The organism is Litorivita sp. NS0012-18 (assembly GCF_040371945.1).
Lineage (GTDB): Bacteria > Pseudomonadota > Alphaproteobacteria > Rhodobacterales > Rhodobacteraceae > Litorivita.
Genome location: NZ_BAABWS010000001.1, coordinates 1,019,381 through 1,037,733 on the forward strand (window position 1 = coordinate 1,019,381; position 18,353 = coordinate 1,037,733).

Consider the following 18,353-nt stretch of genomic DNA (forward strand, 5'->3'; position numbering starts at 1 on the left):
TTGCCGTTGCCATCAAGGCTGATCGCCCTGCTCGCCCAAGGTCTTGAGACGGCTGCGCGAGCGCACCAGCCCCGATTGAAACCCTTCACCATCCCCGAAATCGGTGAACTGCGCGTAATGGTCATGCCCGCCGCGCAGGTGGCGCGCGTGTTTGATCGGGCACCAATAGGCCTCGGTGCGGCTGGCCACCTCGCGCACATATCCGATCAGTCCGTTGCAATAACCGCAATACATGCAATTGAACTTTTGCAAAGCGTTGAGATAGGCCAACTGGTGGCGATCCAACGCGATGTAATCGCGCCGCGCCACTTTGGGGATGCCGTAAACCGGAAAGCAGATCGCCTGATAGATGCTGACAAAAATATCGAGCAAAACAAAAGGGATGATCAGCGAATAGATCACCGGCGCGGTGATCACGGTCAAGGGCCGCGTGGCGCGCAAGAACGCCCAAAGCCGGATGCGCAATTCGCGCTGGCGGCGCATGGCCTCGGCCTCGAACACAACGCGCCCGTTTTCGACGCGGTAAGAGAAAGCCGCACGGCGCTTGGAAATCTCGTCTTCAAGCTGCTGTTGCAGGGCGTGCATTTTGGCCAAAATCCGCTCCATGGCGGCGCCGGATTTGGCTTGCGGCTCTTTGGGATCGGGCGTGTCTTGCATGGCGTTTTCCTATGCGCGGGCGGTTTGCTCACCCTTGACTATAGCGCCAAATCCGCGCCCGCACAGAGCCACAATGGCGCGCGCAAAAAAGGGCGCGCCGCAAACCGGCACGCCCCTTTTTACCATGTCAAGCCGGATCAGTTGATACCGACGATCTCGAAATCAAAGGTCAATTCCTTACCCGCGAGCGGGTGGTTCGCATCCAGCGTCACCTCGGCCTCGGTCACATTGGCCACGGTCACAACCATGCCTTGGCCATCAGGAGTTTGCACTTGAAGCTGGGTGCCAAGGTCAAGCGGGATATCATCGGGGATTTCGCTGCGCGGCACCACCTGCATCGCTTCGGGGTGCACAGGGCCATAGGCCTCTTCGGGCGCGATGGTCACGGTCTTTTTCTCGCCCACGGCCATGCCGGGAAGCGCCTTATCCAGACCGGGAATGATTTGCCCCGATCCGACGGCGAATTCCAAAGGATCGCGGCCTTCGGAGCTGTCGAATGTGGTGCCGTCGTTCAACGTGCCAGTGTAATGAATACGGACGGTATCGCCCGATTTGATTGCGGTCATTGGAGTATCCAGTTCTGATAGGGAGATTGATTTGCCAAGGCCACGCGGCGCGCAGGTGCTTGTCGGCTCGCGGCGAGTGTAAATCGGCACGGCCATGATTGCAAACCCATCGCGCCCGCGCCCAGATTTGGCTTTGCGCCTGCGCCCGCTCCGTGCCACGCTGGGGCGCGGGCGCGCCTGCCCCCTCGCGATATCAAAAGATCACCCAAAGGATCACCCTATGCCCGTCACCACCTGTATCTTCGACGCTTACGGAACGCTGTTTGACGTTGCCGCCGCTGCCCGCATCGCCGCCGCCGAACCGCAGGCGGGGGCCTTGGCCACCCATTGGCCGCAACTGGCGGAAAACTGGCGGCGCAAGCAATTGGAATACAGCTGGCTGCGCGCCATGATGGGGGCGCATTGCGATTTCTGGCAGGTGACCCAAGACGGTCTGGATTGGGCGCTGGAGGCCGAAGGCTTGACCGATCCGGCGCTGCGCGAGCGGCTGCTGCAACTCTATTGGGAACTGGCCGCCTATCCTGAGGTGCCCGACATGCTGGCCGCGCTCAAATCCAAAGGGTTGAACACCGCGATCCTGTCCAACGGCTCTCCCGACATGTTGCAAGGCGCGGTCGGATCGGCGGGTTTGGGCGATCTGCTGGACGATCTGCTCTCGGTCGAAAGCGTCGGCATCTTCAAACCCGCAAGAGCGGTTTATGATCTGGTCGGGCAGCGGTTCGGATGCGCCCCGAGCGAGGTGCTCTTCGTCTCGTCCAACGGCTGGGATGCGGCGGCGGCGGCGGGCTACGGGTTCACCACCGCATGGGTCAACCGCAGCGGCGCACCGATGGATCGTTTGCCCGCAAAACCGACGATGGTCTTGCCGGATTTGTCCGGTATTGCCGCGCTAGACATCTACTGATCCGAAGGGCCCTCCGCCATGACCGAAGCCGTCACCATCGCCGACATCGACGCCGCCGCGCTGCGCCTTAAGGGCCATGTCCGCCGCACGCCGCTTCTCAATTCGCCCTTTCTGGACGAGATCGCCGGACGCCGCGTCTGGATCAAGGCGGAGTGTTTGCAGCACACCGGATCGTTCAAATATCGCGGCGCTTGGTCGGCCATCTCCGGCATCGCAGAAGCCGCGCGCAAACGCGGTGTGATCGCCTTTTCCTCTGGCAACCATGCCCAAGGCGTCGCCTTGGCCGCGCGCCAGCACGGGGCGGCATGCGTCATCATCATGCCCTCCGATGCACCTGCGCTCAAAATCGCCAATACCCGTGCGCTCGGGGCCGAGGTGGTGCTCTATGACCGCGCCAATGAGGACCGCGATGCGATTGGCGCGGCCATGGCCGAGGCGCGCGGGCTGAGTTTGATCAAACCCTTTGACGCGCCGTTGGTGATCGCGGGGCAGGCCTCTTGCGGGTTGGAAATCGCCGAGCAGGCCGCGAAACGCGGCATCAAATCGGCGCAGGTGTTGACCTGCTGCGGCGGCGGTGGATTGACCTCTGGCATTGCCTTGGCCTTGGAGGCGCGCGCGCCCGACATGACCGTGCGCCCCGTCGAGCCGCAGGGGTTTGACGATGTCGCCCGCTCGCTGCAAGCGGGCCGGATCGAGCGCAACCCCGCCCTCACGGGCAGCATTTGCGACGCGATCATCACCCCGCAACCCGGAGACCTGACCTTCCCGATCCTCAAACGCCTATGCGGCGCAGGGCTGGCGGTCAGCGACCAAGAGGCCCTGCGCGCAATGGCTTTGGCACTGCTACGGCTCAAGATCGTGATCGAGCCTGGCGGCGCGGTGGCGCTGGCGGCGGCTTTGTTCCACGGCGACGCGCTGGAGGGCGAGGATGTGATCGCCGTGGCGTCGGGCGGCAATGCGGACCCCGAGATGATGACGCGCGCGCTGGAAACGCTCGGCGCCTAAAGGGCGAGCGCAGCGGCGCAAACCCGCTTTCATCGGCTTGATGCCCAAAGCATGACCTTGGGTAAGGAATACCAGCCTTTCGCCATGCCCGCAGGCGTGGCACTGTTAATTTATTGCAAGACGACCGATACCAAGACCCGTTTTTACACTCCGACCTTTTTCCAATACCACCTATCGAACACTGGCCGCTTTTTTGGGCCAAACGATTGATAATATGTATATTCCAGACTGCGCGCCGGTCAGGATCGTCATGATCCTGACCGCGGCTCCATGCTCTCCCATTGCCTGCATTCTTATTGAGCTCTCTGCGCCATAGGCCTGCGCAGACTGATGCGCGGGGCTTTGGTCTTTGGCGGCATTCTCTTGAGGACAAGCTAGCGCGCCAGATCCTGTTCGCGGCAGACCGGCAACAAAGTAATTGACACGGTAAACTAAATGGTGATTTTGTCCCTCGTGAACAGGGAGGAATCAATGCGAACTCAAGTTGCCATTATTGGCGGCGGCCCTTCGGGTCTGCTGCTCTCGCAATTGCTGCACAAATCGGGGATCTCTTCGGTGGTGCTGGAACGCAAAACCCGCGACTACGTCTTGGGCCGCATTCGGGCGGGCGTGCTGGAGGTCGGCATGGTCGATTTGATGCGCGAAGCGGGCGTGGCCGAGCGGATGGAGGCCGAAGGCTATGTCCACGACGGCACCAAAATCTCCTGCGGGGACGAGATTTTCCACATTGATTTCAAAAAGCTGACCGGAACGCCGGTGATGGTTTACGGCCAAACCGAAGTAACCCGCGATCTTTACGACGCGCGCGAAGCGGCGGGCGGCGACATCCGGTTTAACGTCGAAAATGTGGTGATCCACGGCGCCGATGGCGATGCGCCTTTCGTGACCTACAGCGCAGAGGGGCAAGAGCACCGCATCGATTGCGACTATGTCGCCGGTTGCGACGGGTTTCACGGGGTCAGCCGCCAGACCATCCCGCTTGATGTGCGCAAGGAATACGAGAAAGTCTATCCCTTCGGCTGGCTCGGCATCCTCTCCGAAACGCCCCCCGTGGACGACGAATTGATCTATGCCAATTCCGAACGCGGCTTTGCGCTGTGCTCGATGCGCAACGCCAATTTGAGCCGCTATTACATCCAATGCTCGCTCAGCGACAGCGTCGATGATTGGACCGATGCGGCCTTTTGGGAAGAGCTCAAACGTCGCATCCCGCGCGAGGCCGCCGACAAATTGGTCACCGGTCCCTCGATCGAGAAAAGCATCGCGCCGCTGCGCAGCTTTGTCACCGAACCGATGCGCTGGGGGCGGTTGTTCTTGTGCGGCGACGCGGCCCATATCGTGCCGCCCACGGGGGCCAAGGGGCTCAACACCGCCGCCTCGGACATCCATTACCTTTATAATGGCCTCAAGGATTTCTACCTCGACGGCACCTGTGACGGGCTTGATGCCTATTCTGAAAAAGCCCTTGCGCGGGTCTGGAAGGCCGAACGGTTTAGCTGGTGGTTCAGCTCGCTCATGCACCGCTATCCCGACCAATCCGAGTTCGACCTCAAGATGCAGCAAGCCGAGATCGCTTTCTTGCGCGACAATGAAAACGCGCAGAAGGTGATGGCGGAAAACTATGTAGGACTGCCTTACTGATGCATATTCTCGATTTAGACGGCGTTGGACTTCACTACCGCGATGAAGGGCCCAAAGACGCGCCCGCCGTGGTCTTTGCCAATTCGCTCGGCACGGATTTTCGCCTTTGGGACAAGGTGGTTGCGCGGCTGCACGCCGCCTTCCCCGAGGGTTTGCGGATGATCCGCTATGACAAACGCGGGCATGGCTTGTCCGATTGCCCCAAAGGGCCCTATTCCATGGGCACACTGGTGCGCGACGCCGAGCAGCTTTTGGATCATCTTGAGGTCAAGGACAGCCTCTTTGTCGGCCTGTCGATCGGCGGGATGATCGCGCAGGGTCTGGCGGTCAAGCGGCTCGATCTGGTGCGGGCCATGGTCCTGTCCAATACGGCGGCCAAAATCGGCCAACCCGAGATGTGGGCCGACCGCATTGCCACCGTGAAAAAGGGCGGTATTGCCCCTATGGCCGATGGCATTCTGGAGCGGTGGTTCCACAAGGATTTCCTCGCCTCATCCGAATTCCCCGCGTGGCGCAACATGCTGATCCAGCAATCGGTCGAAGGCTACGCGGGCTGCTGCGCCGCGATCTCGGGCACGGATTTTTACACCCCCACCAGCGGCTTGCGCCTGCCCACGCTCGGCATAGGCGGATCGGATGACGGATCGACCCCGCCCGATCTGATCCGCGAGACGGTCAACCTGATCCCCGGATCGCGGTTCGAATTGATCCGCCGCGCGGGGCATTTGCCCTGCGTCGAACAACCCGACGCCTTTGCCGATCTGCTGACCCAATTCATCAAGGAGACAGGCCATGTCTGACGGCAAAACCATGCAAGAAAAAGGCACCATCACCCGCACAAAGGTTCTGGGCGAGGCGCATGTCAAACGCTCCAAAGCCGATCCGACCGACATCGCCGCCCCCTTTGTCGAGATGATCACCGATGCGGCTTGGGGCCATGTGTGGAGCCGCGACACCATCCCGCTGCGCGAGCGCTCGATGATGACTTTGGCGCTGCTGGCCGGTCTGGGAAATTTCGAGGAATTCGAATTGCACCTGCGCGCCACCGCCAACACCGGTGCCACCCGCGATGACGTGATCGAAGCCCTTATGCATGTGGCGATCTACGCCGGTGTGCCGCGCGCCAACCATGCGTTCAAACTGGCGCGGCAGATTTTTGAAGAAATGGAGAATGCCAATGGCTGACCTCGGCCCCCTTGTGCCGCGCAACCGCGCCGCCCATCCGGTCGCTTACGATCCGGACTATAAAACCTCCGTCCCGCGCAGCCCGAAATGGGCGCTCTTGAGCATGGAAAGCACCCCCTCCGAAGAGACCGGCCCGCGGTTTGGCCATAGCCTTCTGGGCGAGTGGGACAACAACCTGATCATGAATTACACCCAAGGCAAGGCCGCCGCCGTGGGCGAGCGCGTCCTCATGCATGGCCGTGTCTTGGACGAATTCGGCCGCCCCGTGCCGCATACATTGGTCGAGATCTGGCAAGCCAACGCCGGCGGGCGCTATCGCCATATCAAGGACAGCTACCTTGCCCCGCTCGACCCCAATTTCGGCGGCTGCGGGCGCACCATCACCGACGAGAACGGCTATTACGAATTTCTCACCATCCGCCCTGGTGCCTATCCTTGGCCCAACCGCGGCAATGACTGGCGCCCGATGCATATCCACATCTCGGTCTTTGGCCACAGCTTTGGCCAGCGCCTGATCACCCAGATGTATTTCGAGGGTGATCCGTTGATCAATCACTGCCCCATCGCCGCGACCATCAAGACACGCAGCCAGCTTGACCGCCTCGTCGCGCCGCTGGATATGAGCAAATCGCGCCCGCTCGATTTTCTCGCCTATAAATTCGATATCGTGCTGCGCGGCCGCCGCCAGACGATGTTCGAAAACAAACTCGAAGGGATGTAAACCATGGTCCAATCTCTTGATACGCTTGTCGAAACCGCCTCGCAAACCGCAGGGCCCTACGTCCATATCGGCTGCATTCCCTCCTTTGCAGGGGTCAAAGGCATCTATGCCGAAGACCTTGGAAAATCACCGCTCAGCGGCACGCCCAAAGGCGAGGTGATCACCATCACCGGATCGATTTTCGACGGCACCGGATGGGCCTTGCGCGATGCGATGTTCGAAAGCTGGCAAGCCGACGCGGCAGGCAAATTCGCAGAGCAAGATGGCGCAGACCCCGCCGTGACGGGCTACTGCCGCTTTGCCGCCGACAAAGACAGCGGCGAATTCACGCTGACCACCGTCAAACCTGGCGCGGTGACCACAAGAAACGGCGCGATGCAGGCCCCGCATATCAGCCTGTGGATCGTCGCGCGCGGCATCAACATCGGGCTACAAACCCGCATCTATTTCGATGACGAAGACAATAGCAATGACCCCCTGCTGTCGCGCATCGAGCAAACGCCCCGCGCCCAGAGTTTGATTGCCAAAAAGACCGGCGAAGGCCAATATCGTTTCGACATCCGCCTGCAAGGCGACAATGAAACGGTATTTCTGGACATCTGAATGGCCAAATTTCTGCTGATCCACGGATCATGCCACGGCGCTTGGTGTTGGCGCGATGTGATCCCCGCGCTCAAGGCGCGGGGTCATGACGTTTCGGCGATTGATTTGCCCTCGCACGGGACGGATAGCACCCCTTACCAAGAGGTAACATTGGACGCCTATGCCGATGCCATCACCGCCGCGATGGGCGATGAGACGATCCTCGTCGGTCATTCGATGGCCGGTTACCCGATTACCGCTGCCGCCGAAAAAGCCCCTGAGAAAATCGCGCGGCTGGTCTATCTTTGCGCCTATGTGCCTGCGGCGGGCAAAACCTTGATCGATCTGCGCATCGCCGCCCCGCGCCAGCCCCTGCTGCACGCCATCGAGAAAACCCAAGACGGGCTCGGCTTTGCCGTCAAACCCGAGGCCGCCACGGGGGTCTTCTACCAAGACTGCCCGCGCGAGGCCGCCGAATACGCCATCTCGAACCTATGCGTGCAGGCCATCGCGCCGCAGGCCACGGTGATCCCCCTGAGCGCGCGCTCGCAAGACTTGCCGCGCAGCTATATCCGCTGCTCGGATGATCAAACCATACCGCCCGAATACCAATTGACCATGACCGCAGATTGGCCGCGCCGCGATGTGCACCATATGGACTGCGGCCATTCCCCCTTCTTCGCAAAGCCCGAGGCGCTCGCCGCTCTGCTCGACCAGATTTCCAAAGGATAACAGACCCCTATGGCCGGTTCCGTCCACGACAGCCCCCTTCTCGCCAAACTTTTCAATGCCGGTGATGTGTCGAAGCTATTCACCGACAGCGCCGAGATGCGCGCGCTTTTGATCGTGGAGGGGGCCTTGGCCAAGGTCCAAGGCGCCGCCGGTTTGATCCCCGAAATCTCCGCCGCCGCGATCCACCGCGCCGCGATGGAGGTGCAAATCGACCCCGCAGGTTTGGCCGAGGCCACCGCCACAAACGGCGTGTGCATTCCCGCCTTTGTCGCCGCTTTTCGCACCGCGATGGAGGCGCCCGAGCACAGCCAATACATCCATTTCGGCGCCACCTCGCAAGACATCCTCGACACCGGATTGATGCTGCGCCTGCGGCAGGTACTCGGCCATTATGAGACCGCCCTCGCCGAAACGCTCGAAGGCCTCGCGGCGCTGGCCGAGGCCCATGCGGATTTGCCCATGGCGGGGCGCACCTACGGCCAACATGCCACCCCCGTCAGCTTTGGCTCGGTCGTGGCCCATTGGGGCGCGCCTTTGCTCGATCTTTTCGCCGAACTGCCCGCCTTGCGCGACCGCGTCTTGTGGGTCTCGCTGTCGGGCGCGGCGGGCACCGGATCGGCCATGGGCCCGCAGGCCGAAACCATCCGCGCCGCCTTGGCCGAGGCGCTCGGCCTGCGCGATCCGCAGCGCTCGTGGCACAATGACCGCAGCCCGATCCTTGCGCTCGCGGGCTGGCTTTCGCGCCTTGGCGCGGCGCTTGGCAAAATGGCCGAAGACCTTCTGGCCCTGACCATGACCGGCATCGGCGAGGTCAATCTGGGCGCGGCGGGCGGATCCTCGACCATGCCGCAAAAGCAAAACCCCGTAAAACCCAGCGTGATCCTTGCGCTGAGCCGCCAGATCACCGCGCTGAACGGAACACTGTTGACCGCAGGCAGCCCGCGGTTGGAGCGCGACGGATCGGCGTGGTTCACCGAATGGCTGACCGTGCCGCAATTGTGCCTGTCGGGCGCGGCGATGCTCGAGCAGGCGCGCAGCCTGAGCCGGACCCTTGCACCCAACGCCGATGCCATGCGCGGCGCATTGAGCGGCGGTCAGGGGTTGATCTACGCCGAGGCGCTGTCGTTCGAACTGGCCAAAACCCTGCCGCGCCCCGAGGCACAGGCGGCGGTCAAAACCCTATGCGTCGAGGCGGGAAAAACCGGCGCGGAGCTGGGCGATCTGGCGGCCAAGGCTTTCCCCGATTTGGCGCTTTCGGCGCTGTTTGATCCGGCCGCCCAAATGGGCAGCGCCCCCGCCGAGGCGCGCCGCTTTGCCGACACCGTGCGGTCTTTGGGATTCACAAAGACGGGCTGAGCCACTACATAGGGCATAGACATCGACGCGGGGAGGCCCCCGTGCTCCAAACCTAGCCTTGAGTGGTGCCCGACGTGACCCAGCCTGCGCCCGACGCCGCACTGCCGCCCTTTGCCCCGCAAGACGCGCCCAAATCGCCGCCGCCGCAGCGCTCGCTGGCGGGGCTGTTTATCTTGGTCACGGTGTTGATCGACGCGATGGGCATCGGGTTGATCATGCCGGTGATGCCAAGCCTGATCCGCGAAGTGCAGGGCGGCGATCTGGCCACGGCGGCGCTTTGGGGCGCGGGGCTGACGGCGATCTTTGCGGTGATGCAGTTTATCTTCTCGCCGATCTTGGGCAATCTGTCGGACCGCTTTGGCCGCCGCCCTGTCTTGCTTGTCTCGCTGGCGATCATGGCGCTCGATTATGTGCTGATGGCCGTGGCGGGCAGCATCTTTTTGCTCTTTGTCGGACGGATCATCGGCGGCATCACCGCGGCCAATCACGCCACCGCCGTGGCCTATATCGCCGACACCACCCCCGAAAAGGACCGCGCGGCGCGCTTTGGCCTGATCCAAGCGGCCTTTGGCGTGGGCTTCGTCATCGGGCCGCTCATGGGCGGGCTTTTGGGCGAGATGGGCACCCGCGCGCCCTTTATCGCCGCCGCCGCGCTGACCACGTTGAACCTCGCCTTCGGGGCGCTGATCCTGCCCGAAAGCTTGAGCGTGCAAAACCGGCGCGCCTTCTCGTGGGGCCGCGCCAATCCGCTTGGCGCCTTTCGCGCCGTCGCCGGTATGGGGGCGCTGCGCCCGCTGCTGTGGATGCTCTTTATCTACACGATCGCAGGGCAGGTTTACCCCGTGATCTGGTCCTATTTTACCGCCGAGCGCTTTGGCTGGGATCCGGGACGGATCGGGCTGTCGCTCGCGGTGTTCGGCATGTCGATGGCCTTTGTGCAGATCGTGCTGATCCGCCCTGCCCTGCGGATGTGGGGCGAGGCGCGCACCGTGCGCTACGGGATTGCCGCCGATATCTTCGGCTTTGGCATCTTGTGCTTTTTGACCAATGGAACGCTGGCCATGTATATGGTGCCGCTGGCGGCGCTCGGATCGATCGGGATGCCAGCGCTCAAATCCATCATGTCGGCGCAGGTGCCCGCCAATGCCCAAGGCGAATTGCAAGGGGTTCTGGCCGCCATCGGCGCGCTGTCGATGGTGATCTCGCCCATCCTCTTCGGGTCGGGCTTTGCCGCCTTCACCCATCAGGGCACGCCGCTCTATTTCGCCGGTGCGCCCTTTGCCATCGCGATTGTGCTGGCTTTGATCGCTGCCGCCCTTTTCGCCGCAGCGTCAAAAACCCGCGAAGGCTAGTTTCGACTAGCAGAATATAATTTCACATGCCTATAAAGACCCCAAACGGCCCCATCGGCCAGACATTGCATATGGAGAGGGATTTACCATGACGACGATGAAAGCTGCGATCTGCCACGAATTCGGAACGCCATTGGTGATTGAAGAGGTTGAAATTCGCGGCCCGCGCATGGGCGAGATCGAGGTCGAGCTGGATGCGGTCGCGATCTGTCATTCGGATATTTCCTTCCAGGAGGGCGGCTTTGGCGGCTATCTTCCGGCGCTTTTCGGCCATGAGGCCGCAGGCCGCATCACCGCGCTTGGCGATGACGTGCAAGGCTTTGAGGTCGGCGACAGCGTTGCGGTCACCTTGATCCGCGCCTGCGGGCATTGCGACAGCTGCGGCTCGGGCAGCCCGACCACATGCGAAACCGCCGTGGATTACGCCGCATCGCCGATCACCACCAAAGACGGCAAACCCGTGTTCCAAGCCATGGAAACCGGCGCCTTTGCGGAAAAAGCCGTGATCCATCACAGCCAAGTCGTGAAGATTCCCGCCGACATGCCCAAAGACGTGGCGGCGCTTTTGTCTTGCGGCGTGATTACCGGCGTTGGCGCCGCAGTCATCACAGGCGGCGTGAAAGCGGGTCAAGACGTGGTGGTGATCGGCGCGGGCGGTGTAGGTCTTAACGCGATCCAAGGCGCGCGTATCGCCGGTGCCCGCCGCGTCGTAGCCATCGACATGCACGAGGACAAGCTCGAAGCCGCCAAGGAATTCGGCGCGACCGATGTCGTTTTGGCCTCCGATCCCAAGCCGTGGAACACCGTCAAGAAATTGCTCGGCCGCGGCGCCGATGCGGTTCTGGTCACCGTCGGTGCGGCGCCCGTTTATGACGTGGCCCCCCGCTATCTGGCCGCGCGCGGTAAGGTGGTGATGGTCGGCATGCCCCACGGCGACAAGGTTTCGACCTACTCGCCGCTGATCATGGCGAACCAAGGCCAAAGCATCACCGGCTCGAAAATGGGCGGTGTGGTGATCAAACGCGACATTCCGTGGATGGTGGACCTCTATCAGCAAGGGCGGTTGAAGCTTGACGAGCTGATCTCCAACCGCTTCAGCTTGGAGCAGATCAACGAGGCCATCGAAGACACGAAATCGGGCGCGGCGCGGCGCAACGTGATCATCCTGCGCTAATCCTCAACCGCTGCTTCGGCCGCGCTTTCGGGCGGGGTCGACGCGCCCAATTCCCCGCCCCCTTGGCAAGAGCGCCCGCTTCACCTGCCCGCGCTGGGAAAGCTGCCCAAAGATAGGGCGCGAATGCGGTCAATCGTCCCGCTTTTTGCGCCCTCTCTACCCACAAGCGCCATGCCATGTTATTTGATAGCGAATTCACAAGAACGGACCCACGCGTTGTGACGACCACTGCCCCCAAAGCCCCGCCCGAGGAGATGGCCAAAAGCGCTGCTGCTGCCGCCGCTTACCTCAAAACGCTCGCCCATGAGGGGCGGCTTATGATCCTGTGCCATCTGGGATCGGGCGAGAAATCGGTCGGCGAGTTGGAGGCGCTGCTCGACACCCGCCAAGCCGCCGTCAGCCAGATGCTCGCACGTCTACGCGAAGAAGGGTTGGTGCAAACGCGCCGCGAGGGCAAAACCATCTTTTATTCGCTCTCGGACGACAAAACCGCCGAGGTCATCGGCCTGATGTATCGGCTGTTTTGCGGCCCTGAGGGCACGGTGGATATGGGCTGCTAAGCCCCTCCCGAAAGTGCCAAGACCGAAAACGGGCGCCGCAATCGGCGCCTGTTTCGCATTTAAAATCAAGCACTAGAGGAGCGCCTCGAAAAGCGCGCGGGTATTGGCCGCGGTCATCTCGACCGGATTGCCGCCCGTCGACGGATCGCGCAAGGCCGCATCGACCAAAGCGTCCAGATCGGGATCGGCAACGCCCAATTCGGTCAGGGTTTTCGGGATGCCCATAGAGGCGTTCAACCCGTCCACATAGGCTTGGAACCCCGCAAAACCGCCCTCAATCCCCAAATAGGCCGCCGCCATGTCAAAGCGCGCGGCAATCGCATCCGCATTGAAGCGCAGCACCTCGGGCATACACACCGCATTGGTCGTGCCGTGGTGCGTGTGATGCACCGCCCCGATCGGATGGCTCAGCGCATGGATCGCGCCCAGCCCCTTTTGAAACGCCGTCGCGCCCATCGCCGCCGCGCTCATCATATGGGCGCGCGCCTCGATATCACTGCCATCGGCATAGGCGCGCGGCAAATACTCTTTGACCAAACGCATCCCTTCGAGCGCGATGCCTTGGCTCATCGGGTGGTAATGCGGGCTGGAATAGGCCTCGACGCAATGGGCAAAGGCATCCAGCCCCGTGCCTGCGGTGATGAATTTGGGCATGCCAACGGTCAATTCGGGATCGCAGATCACCACGGCGGGGAGCATCTTGGGATGAAAGATGATCTTTTTCTCGTGGGTCTCGCTATTGGTGATGACGCTGGCGCGGCCGACTTCCGATCCGGTGCCCGCCGTTGTGGGCACGGCCACGATCGGGTGGATGCCTGCGGGGTCGGCCCGCGTCCACCAATCGCCGACATCCTCGAAATCCCACAAGGGGCGCACCTGCCCCGCCATAAAGGCGATGACCTTGCCAAGGTCCAACCCCGAGCCACCGCCAAAGGCGATCACCCCGTCATAGCCTCCCTCGCGGTAGGCCTTCAGCCCTTCGGCGACATTGGCGTCACTGGGGTTCGGATCGACATCAGAGAACAGCCCGCGGCCCAATCCCGCCGCCTCAATCAGGTCCAAGGCCTGCGCCGTGATCGGCAGGCTCGCCAATCCTTTGTCCGTCACCAAGAGCGGTTTTTTCATCCCCGCCGCAAGGCAGGCCTCGGGCAATTCGGCAATACGCCCCGCGCCAAAACGCACGGCGGTGGGGTAGGACCAGTTTCCAATCAGGTTCATGGCTCAGGCTTTCTTGAGGTGATAAGATTTGGGACGTGTGAGATTGTGATAGCCGATCAGCGACAGCCCGCCGCCCGATCCGGTATCCTTGCATCCGGTCCAACACAGGGCAGGATCAAGGTAATCGCAGCGGTTCATGAAAATCGTGCCGGTTTCGATCTGTGCGCCGATGGCCTCGGCCGCGGCGGCATCCGCCGTCCAGATCGCGGCGGTCAGCCCGTAGTGGCTGTCGTTCATCAAGGCAATCGCCTCGGCGTCATCCTTGACGGGCATGATGCCGACCACGGGGCCAAAGCTCTCCTCGCGCATGACCTCCATATCGTGGGTGACGCCCGTCAGGATTTGCGGCGTCAGATAGGCCGCGCCGTCATCGGCAGGCATTTTTGCGATATGGGCGGTGGCCCCTGCGGCCACGGCGGCATCGATCTGATCGCGCACCGTTTTGGCAAACCGCACATGCGCCATCGGGCCAATTGTGGTTTCAGAGTCGCGCGGATCACCCAGTTTATAAGTGCTTACCAGCGCCGCCGCCTTTTCCACGAACGCGTCATAGAGGCTTTCATGGACATAAATCCGCTCGATCCCGCAACAGCATTGCCCCGAATTGAACATCGCCCCGTCGATAAGCGTTTCCACCGCCGCGTCGAGGTTGGCGTCGGCCCGCACATATCCCGGATCCTTGCCGCCCAGTTCCGTCGCCACAGGGGTGAATGTGCCCGCCGCCGCGCGTTCCATCGCCTGACCGCCGCCGACCGATCCGGTGAAATTGACGAAATCAAAGGCGCGCTCTGCGATCAGGCTTGATGTCACATCGTGGCTCAAAAACACGTTCTGGAACACCTCCTCGGGCACCCCTGCGGCGCGGAAGGCTTCGGCCAGATGTTCGCCCACCAAAAGCGTTTGCGAGGCATGTTTGAGCATCACCGTATTGCCCGCGATCAGCGCGGGCGCGATGGTGTTGATCGCGGTCATATAGGGGTAGTTCCACGGCGCGACGACCAAGACGAGGCCGCGCGCCTCGCGCACGATCTTGCGGGTAAAGGCATCGCTGTCCTCGACCATGATATCGGCCAAAGCGCTATCGGCAATCTCAGCCATATAGCGCGCGCGTTCGGCGAAACCGCCAAATTCGCCGCCATAACGCACCGGCCGGCCCATTTGATCGGCAAGCTCCTTGGTCATGCGCTCGGTCTGGCCGCCGATGATCTCGACGGCTTTGAGAACCATGGCGATGCGCTCGGCGCGCGGGCGGGCGCACCATGCGGCGCAAGCGGCGCGGCCCTTGGCGGCGGCGGCGCGCGCGGCCTCCAAAGGCAGCGCCTCGCGCGTGGCCAGAACCGATCCGTCGATCGGGGAAATACAGGTGATGGTGGTCATATCGGATCAGGCCCTTTCAAAGCCGCGTGCGACCTCGTAGTCGGTGACGACTTGGTCAAATTCTTCGATCTCCCACGCGGCGGCGCGCGTGTAATGGTCGATCACCGCGTCCCCAAAGGCCGCGCGCAGCATCGCCGATCCGGCAAGCGCATCGCGCGCCTTGAGCAAGGTTGCGGGAATTTCGGGCGTGCCGTCCGAGGCATAGGCATCCCCTGCGTAGGGCGCGGGCAAGGGCAGCTTTTCCTCGATACCCCTCAGCCCCGCCGCCAGCATCGCCGCCTGCGCCAGATAGGGGTTCATATCCGCGCCCGGAATACGGCATTCGACGCGCACGGCCTTTGTCCCCTCACCGCACAGGCGGAAGGCGGCGGTGCGGTTGTCGATCGACCAGACCAGTTTCGTCGGCGCAAAGCTGCCTTTGGTGAAACGCTTGTAGCTGTTGATATAGGGCGCCATGAAATAGGTGTAATCGGCGGCATATTTGATCAGCCCCGCCATATAGTGATCCATCAATTCGGATTTGCCCAAGGGGCGCTCCGCATCGGCAAAAGCATTCGCCCCGCCCTGCCACAGCGATTGATGCACATGGCTGGAACTGCCGACGCGGTCATGGCGGTATTTGGCCATGAAGCTGGCGGCGCGGCCCTGTTGCCATGCGATTTCCTTAGTCGCATGTTTGGCGATGGAATGATGATCGGCGCAATCCAATGCGGGCGCGTATTTGATGTTAAGCTCTTCTTGGCCCACCTCGGCCTCGCCCTTGCTGCCTTCCACGGGGATGCCCATGGCATAAAGGCTGTTGCGCAGCGGGCGCATCACGGGTTCTTCCTTACTGGTTTGGAAGATGTGGTAGTCCTCGTTATAGCGCGACACGGGTGTCAACTCGCGAAAGCCGCTTTTGGCCATCTCGTCGGCGGTCTGCTCGAAGAGGAAAAACTCCAATTCGGTCGCCATGACGGGGCTGAGGCCCAAGGCCTCCAGCCGCGCGATTTGCCCCTTGAGCATCTGGCGCGGGGAATGGTCAACCGGATGGCCGTGATGATCGCAAATATCGCATAGCACCATCGCCGTGCCCTCAAGCCACGGGATCGGGCGCAGGGTGTCCAGATCGGGAGTCATAACGTAATCGCCGTAACCGCTTTCCCAACTGGTCGCGGCATAGCCTTCGGGCGTGGCCATCTCCAGATCGGTCGCCAAGAGGTATGTGCAGCAATGGGTTTCGGCATGCCCGCTTTCGACAAAGGCCTGCGCATGGAACCGCTTGCCCATCAGCCGCCCCTGCATATCGATGACACAGACCAGAACCGTGTCGATCTCGCCCGCGGCGACTTGGGTTTTCAGGCTCTCGAATGTCATAACGGGCGCTTTGGGTTGGGTCATGATCGGCTCTCTTTTTCGTCTGGCCCACCGCGGGGTCGCAGAGGGCAAAAGCGGCGAGAGCACCTTTGCGCTCTCGCCTGTGTTCAATGGATGCAGCGCGGTTTAGCCGTAGCGATACGGACGGCCCGCTTTGACCATATCTGCGTTGTATTTCTTGAGGATGTCCACAACCTTTGCCTTGGTGGGGCTTTCGGCGGCAATCTCGTCCCAGAATTTGACCGCGGCGTCCTCGACCGTAGCCCATTCCGCGTCGGGGATGGTGGTGAGTTCCATCTTCGGCCCGTGCACGCGCAAGGAGGCCTCGCCGCCCCAATACCACCACTGGCGATAATAGTGCGATTGGTCCATGCAGACCTTGAGCAGCTCTTTGAGATCGTCGGGTAATTCGTCCCAACGCTCCATATTGGCAAAGAACGACCCCGCCCAAGCGCCCGAAATATTGTTGGTCAGGAAGTAGTTGGTCACATCGGCCCAACCGACGGTGTAATCCTCGGTGATGCCCGACCATGCGATGCCGTCCAACTCGCCGGTCTGCACCGCGACCTCGATATCCTCCCAAGGCAGGCTCACCGGCACAACGCCGAACTGGCTCAGGAACCGCCCCGCCGTGGGGAAGGTAAAGACGCGTTTGCCCTTGAGATCGGCAAGCGAGCGGATCGGGTCCTTGGTGGCGAAATGGCACGGATCCCACGCGCCCGCCGAGATATGTTTGACGCCGACCTTGGAATATTCCGCGTCCCAGATCTCGTTCAAACCGTATTGGTTGAACAAAACCGGCACATCGAGCGAATAGCGCGAGGCAAAGGGGAAATAGCCGCCAAACACCGTCACATCGGTGGGCGAGGCCATGCTGTCATCATCCGATTGCACCGCATCAATCGTGCCGCGCTGCATGGCTTGGAACAATTCGCCCGTGGGGACCAGTTGATCGGCAAAGAACAATTCGATCTGCATCCGGTCGCCCGCGATCTTGTTGAAACTGTCGATGGCGGGTTTGATCACATGGTCGGCCAAGGCCGCACCTGCATAGGTCTGCAGGCGCCATTTGATCGTGGATTGCGCCAGCGCGGGCGTGGCCAGCGCGGCGGCGGGGGCCACGGCGGCCCCTTGGATAAACTTACGTCTGGTGGTCATAGTCTCTCTCCTTGTCTTTGGGTTATGTCCCCTTTTGGGGCTTCTTGGTCAGGTTGATAATCAGGCTCAAACTCAGCTTAGTAATCAGGCTCCATGCCGTGGCCTTTGGCCCCCCAAAACTGGCACCAACGCCCGCAGGCATCAACGATATGGGCCTTGGCGACGGGGGTGTCGGGATCAAACGGGTCGGGCGGCGCCCTTTGCCCGATGACATGCGGCACGCCGTTTTTGGCCGCATAGGACGCCGCACGCGCGCGCAGCCGCGTGCCGAATTCCGCCAAAGTATCAGGCCCCGCAGGTTGCCATGCGCGATCGCGCAAGGCCTTGGGCACCACGGCTTTGCAATCTTCCAAAAATGCCCCGCGAAACGAGGTCCGGTCCTGCCCCGATCCGGGCATGGCGCCATTGCTATAGACGGGCAAACCGTCGCTAGGCGGCAGCAGTTCCAACACGCGATAGCCTTGCATATCGCGGCGCAGGGCCTCGGGGTCTGTGCCCTCGCCAAAGGCGCCGCTGGCGATATGTTCGGACAGCCACGCATCGGCCTGCGCGTCTTGGCCGACCACAGGCGCGCCCAAACATTGATAGGCCGGCACGCTGATCTTTTGCAGTGCGGCAGCCAGATCTTGCGCGCTGCTCGGGACCGCGTCGCGGCCCAAAAGGCGGTCGGTCAAGCTGCGCTTGGGCGGCGCGAAATGGGCCAAGAGGGATTGCGGCAATCGCCCCGCCGCGACCTGAAAATGCCGCCAGATGTGCCAGAACTCTTCCTCTTTGCCAGCCTTCGGCTTGGCCAAAACGGTCATATCCAA

At 62.0% G+C, this 18,353-nt stretch carries 19 protein-coding genes; 12 read left to right on the top strand and 7 right to left on the bottom strand.

The annotated features are described in order from the left end of the window. Positions 1–12 precede the first annotated feature (12 nt). A complete protein-coding gene (locus ABWV64_RS04830; protein ID WP_353343138.1) occupies positions 13–657 on the bottom strand; it encodes a hypothetical protein in 645 nt (214 codons plus the stop codon). Positions 658–794: 137 nt separating this feature from the next. Then, positions 795–1,223 (bottom strand): FKBP-type peptidyl-prolyl cis-trans isomerase, encoded by a 429-nt coding sequence (locus tag ABWV64_RS04835; RefSeq protein ID WP_353343139.1) that lies wholly within the window; start codon positions 1,221–1,223, stop codon positions 795–797. A 220-nt stretch (positions 1,224–1,443) separates the two neighbouring features. Here ABWV64_RS04835 and ABWV64_RS04840 point away from each other — a divergent pair, with 220 nt between their 5' ends. The 12 genes from ABWV64_RS04840 to ABWV64_RS04895 all read left to right on the top strand — a co-directional run bounded on the left by ABWV64_RS04840 (position 1,444) and on the right by ABWV64_RS04895 (position 12,435). Next, positions 1,444–2,127: a haloacid dehalogenase type II gene (locus ABWV64_RS04840; RefSeq protein WP_353343140.1), complete on the top strand. Its 684-nt coding sequence runs from the start codon at positions 1,444–1,446 to the stop codon at positions 2,125–2,127. An 18-nt stretch (positions 2,128–2,145) separates the two neighbouring features. Then, positions 2,146–3,132: a threonine ammonia-lyase gene (locus tag ABWV64_RS04845; protein WP_353343141.1), complete on the top strand. Its 987-nt coding sequence runs from the start codon at positions 2,146–2,148 to the stop codon at positions 3,130–3,132. 471 nt (positions 3,133–3,603) lie between these two features. After that, complete coding sequence (pobA, locus tag ABWV64_RS04850; RefSeq protein WP_353343142.1) at positions 3,604–4,773, top strand: 4-hydroxybenzoate 3-monooxygenase; 1,170 nt, start codon at positions 3,604–3,606, stop codon at positions 4,771–4,773. Continuing rightward, positions 4,773–5,573 carry a 3-oxoadipate enol-lactonase gene (gene pcaD, locus ABWV64_RS04855; RefSeq protein WP_353343143.1) on the top strand — a complete coding sequence of 267 codons (801 nt, stop codon included), beginning with the start codon at positions 4,773–4,775 and terminating at the stop codon, positions 5,571–5,573. Before pobA ends, pcaD begins: the two co-directional genes overlap by 1 nt. Continuing rightward, entirely contained in the window at positions 5,566–5,958 is a 393-nt protein-coding gene (gene pcaC, locus ABWV64_RS04860) for a 4-carboxymuconolactone decarboxylase (protein WP_353343144.1), read from the top strand. The genes pcaD and pcaC overlap by 8 nt, the downstream gene beginning before the upstream one ends. Beyond that, positions 5,951–6,679, top strand: coding sequence for a protocatechuate 3,4-dioxygenase subunit beta (pcaH, locus tag ABWV64_RS04865; protein WP_353343145.1), 729 nt, complete (start codon positions 5,951–5,953; stop codon positions 6,677–6,679). Before pcaC ends, pcaH begins: the two co-directional genes overlap by 8 nt. Before the next feature lie 3 nt (positions 6,680–6,682). Then, the gene (gene pcaG, locus ABWV64_RS04870; RefSeq protein WP_353343146.1) at positions 6,683–7,282 is read left to right on the top strand and encodes a protocatechuate 3,4-dioxygenase subunit alpha; all 600 of its coding nucleotides are present in this window, start codon (positions 6,683–6,685) and stop codon (positions 7,280–7,282) included. After that, on the top strand, positions 7,283–7,993 hold the full coding sequence (locus tag ABWV64_RS04875; RefSeq protein WP_353343147.1) for an alpha/beta fold hydrolase: 711 nt from the start codon (positions 7,283–7,285) through the stop codon (positions 7,991–7,993). Between the two features lie 9 nt (positions 7,994–8,002). Further along, positions 8,003–9,349 carry a class-II fumarase/aspartase family protein gene (locus tag ABWV64_RS04880; RefSeq protein WP_353343148.1) on the top strand — a complete coding sequence of 449 codons (1,347 nt, stop codon included), beginning with the start codon at positions 8,003–8,005 and terminating at the stop codon, positions 9,347–9,349. A gap of 74 nt (positions 9,350–9,423) precedes the next feature. Beyond that, positions 9,424–10,701 (top strand): TCR/Tet family MFS transporter, encoded by a 1,278-nt coding sequence (locus ABWV64_RS04885; protein ID WP_353343149.1) that lies wholly within the window; start codon positions 9,424–9,426, stop codon positions 10,699–10,701. An 88-nt stretch (positions 10,702–10,789) separates the two neighbouring features. Beyond that, on the top strand, positions 10,790–11,875 hold the full coding sequence (locus ABWV64_RS04890) for a Zn-dependent alcohol dehydrogenase (protein WP_353343150.1): 1,086 nt from the start codon (positions 10,790–10,792) through the stop codon (positions 11,873–11,875). Between the two features lie 254 nt (positions 11,876–12,129). Beyond that, positions 12,130–12,435, top strand: coding sequence for a metalloregulator ArsR/SmtB family transcription factor (locus ABWV64_RS04895; RefSeq protein WP_353344518.1), 306 nt, complete (start codon positions 12,130–12,132; stop codon positions 12,433–12,435). 72 nt (positions 12,436–12,507) lie between these two features. On the opposite strand, the gene ABWV64_RS04900 is transcribed toward ABWV64_RS04895, so the two are convergent. The 5 genes from ABWV64_RS04900 to ABWV64_RS04920 form a co-directional block, all read right to left on the bottom strand. Next, the gene (locus ABWV64_RS04900; protein ID WP_353343151.1) at positions 12,508–13,653 is read right to left on the bottom strand and encodes an iron-containing alcohol dehydrogenase; all 1,146 of its coding nucleotides are present in this window, start codon (positions 13,651–13,653) and stop codon (positions 12,508–12,510) included. 3 nt (positions 13,654–13,656) lie between these two features. Continuing rightward, positions 13,657–15,030, bottom strand: coding sequence for an aldehyde dehydrogenase family protein (locus ABWV64_RS04905; RefSeq protein ID WP_353343152.1), 1,374 nt, complete (start codon positions 15,028–15,030; stop codon positions 13,657–13,659). Positions 15,031–15,036: 6 nt separating this feature from the next. Continuing rightward, a complete protein-coding gene (locus tag ABWV64_RS04910; protein ID WP_353344520.1) occupies positions 15,037–16,386 on the bottom strand; it encodes a glutamine synthetase family protein in 1,350 nt (449 codons plus the stop codon). A 126-nt stretch (positions 16,387–16,512) separates the two neighbouring features. Further along, the gene (locus tag ABWV64_RS04915) at positions 16,513–17,544 is read right to left on the bottom strand and encodes a TRAP transporter substrate-binding protein (RefSeq protein WP_353343153.1); all 1,032 of its coding nucleotides are present in this window, start codon (positions 17,542–17,544) and stop codon (positions 16,513–16,515) included. Positions 17,545–17,621: 77 nt separating this feature from the next. After that, positions 17,622–18,353 carry a hypothetical protein gene (locus ABWV64_RS04920; protein WP_353343154.1) on the bottom strand — a complete coding sequence of 244 codons (732 nt, stop codon included), beginning with the start codon at positions 18,351–18,353 and terminating at the stop codon, positions 17,622–17,624.

Bases quoted from the DNA above. Each gene is read 5' to 3' on its own strand.
- ABWV64_RS04830 (WP_353343138.1), bottom strand. From the start codon at position 657: ATGCAAGACACGCCCGATCCCAAAGAGCCGCAAGCCAAATCCGGCGCC.
- ABWV64_RS04835 (WP_353343139.1), bottom strand. From the start codon at position 1,223: ATGACCGCAATCAAATCGGGCGATACCGTCCGTATTCATTACACTGGC.
- ABWV64_RS04840 (WP_353343140.1), top strand. From the start codon at position 1,444: ATGCCCGTCACCACCTGTATCTTCGACGCTTACGGAACGCTGTTTGAC.
- ABWV64_RS04845 (WP_353343141.1), top strand. From the start codon at position 2,146: ATGACCGAAGCCGTCACCATCGCCGACATCGACGCCGCCGCGCTGCGC.
- pobA (WP_353343142.1), top strand. From the start codon at position 3,604: ATGCGAACTCAAGTTGCCATTATTGGCGGCGGCCCTTCGGGTCTGCTG.
- pcaD (WP_353343143.1), top strand. From the start codon at position 4,773: ATGCATATTCTCGATTTAGACGGCGTTGGACTTCACTACCGCGATGAA.
- pcaC (WP_353343144.1), top strand. From the start codon at position 5,566: ATGTCTGACGGCAAAACCATGCAAGAAAAAGGCACCATCACCCGCACA.
- pcaH (WP_353343145.1), top strand. From the start codon at position 5,951: ATGGCTGACCTCGGCCCCCTTGTGCCGCGCAACCGCGCCGCCCATCCG.
- pcaG (WP_353343146.1), top strand. From the start codon at position 6,683: ATGGTCCAATCTCTTGATACGCTTGTCGAAACCGCCTCGCAAACCGCA.
- ABWV64_RS04875 (WP_353343147.1), top strand. From the start codon at position 7,283: ATGGCCAAATTTCTGCTGATCCACGGATCATGCCACGGCGCTTGGTGT.
- ABWV64_RS04880 (WP_353343148.1), top strand. From the start codon at position 8,003: ATGGCCGGTTCCGTCCACGACAGCCCCCTTCTCGCCAAACTTTTCAAT.
- ABWV64_RS04890 (WP_353343150.1), top strand. From the start codon at position 10,790: ATGACGACGATGAAAGCTGCGATCTGCCACGAATTCGGAACGCCATTG.
- ABWV64_RS04895 (WP_353344518.1), top strand. From the start codon at position 12,130: ATGGCCAAAAGCGCTGCTGCTGCCGCCGCTTACCTCAAAACGCTCGCC.
- ABWV64_RS04900 (WP_353343151.1), bottom strand. From the start codon at position 13,653: ATGAACCTGATTGGAAACTGGTCCTACCCCACCGCCGTGCGTTTTGGC.
- ABWV64_RS04905 (WP_353343152.1), bottom strand. From the start codon at position 15,030: ATGACCACCATCACCTGTATTTCCCCGATCGACGGATCGGTTCTGGCC.
- ABWV64_RS04910 (WP_353344520.1), bottom strand. From the start codon at position 16,386: ATGACATTCGAGAGCCTGAAAACCCAAGTCGCCGCGGGCGAGATCGAC.
- ABWV64_RS04915 (WP_353343153.1), bottom strand. From the start codon at position 17,544: ATGACCACCAGACGTAAGTTTATCCAAGGGGCCGCCGTGGCCCCCGCC.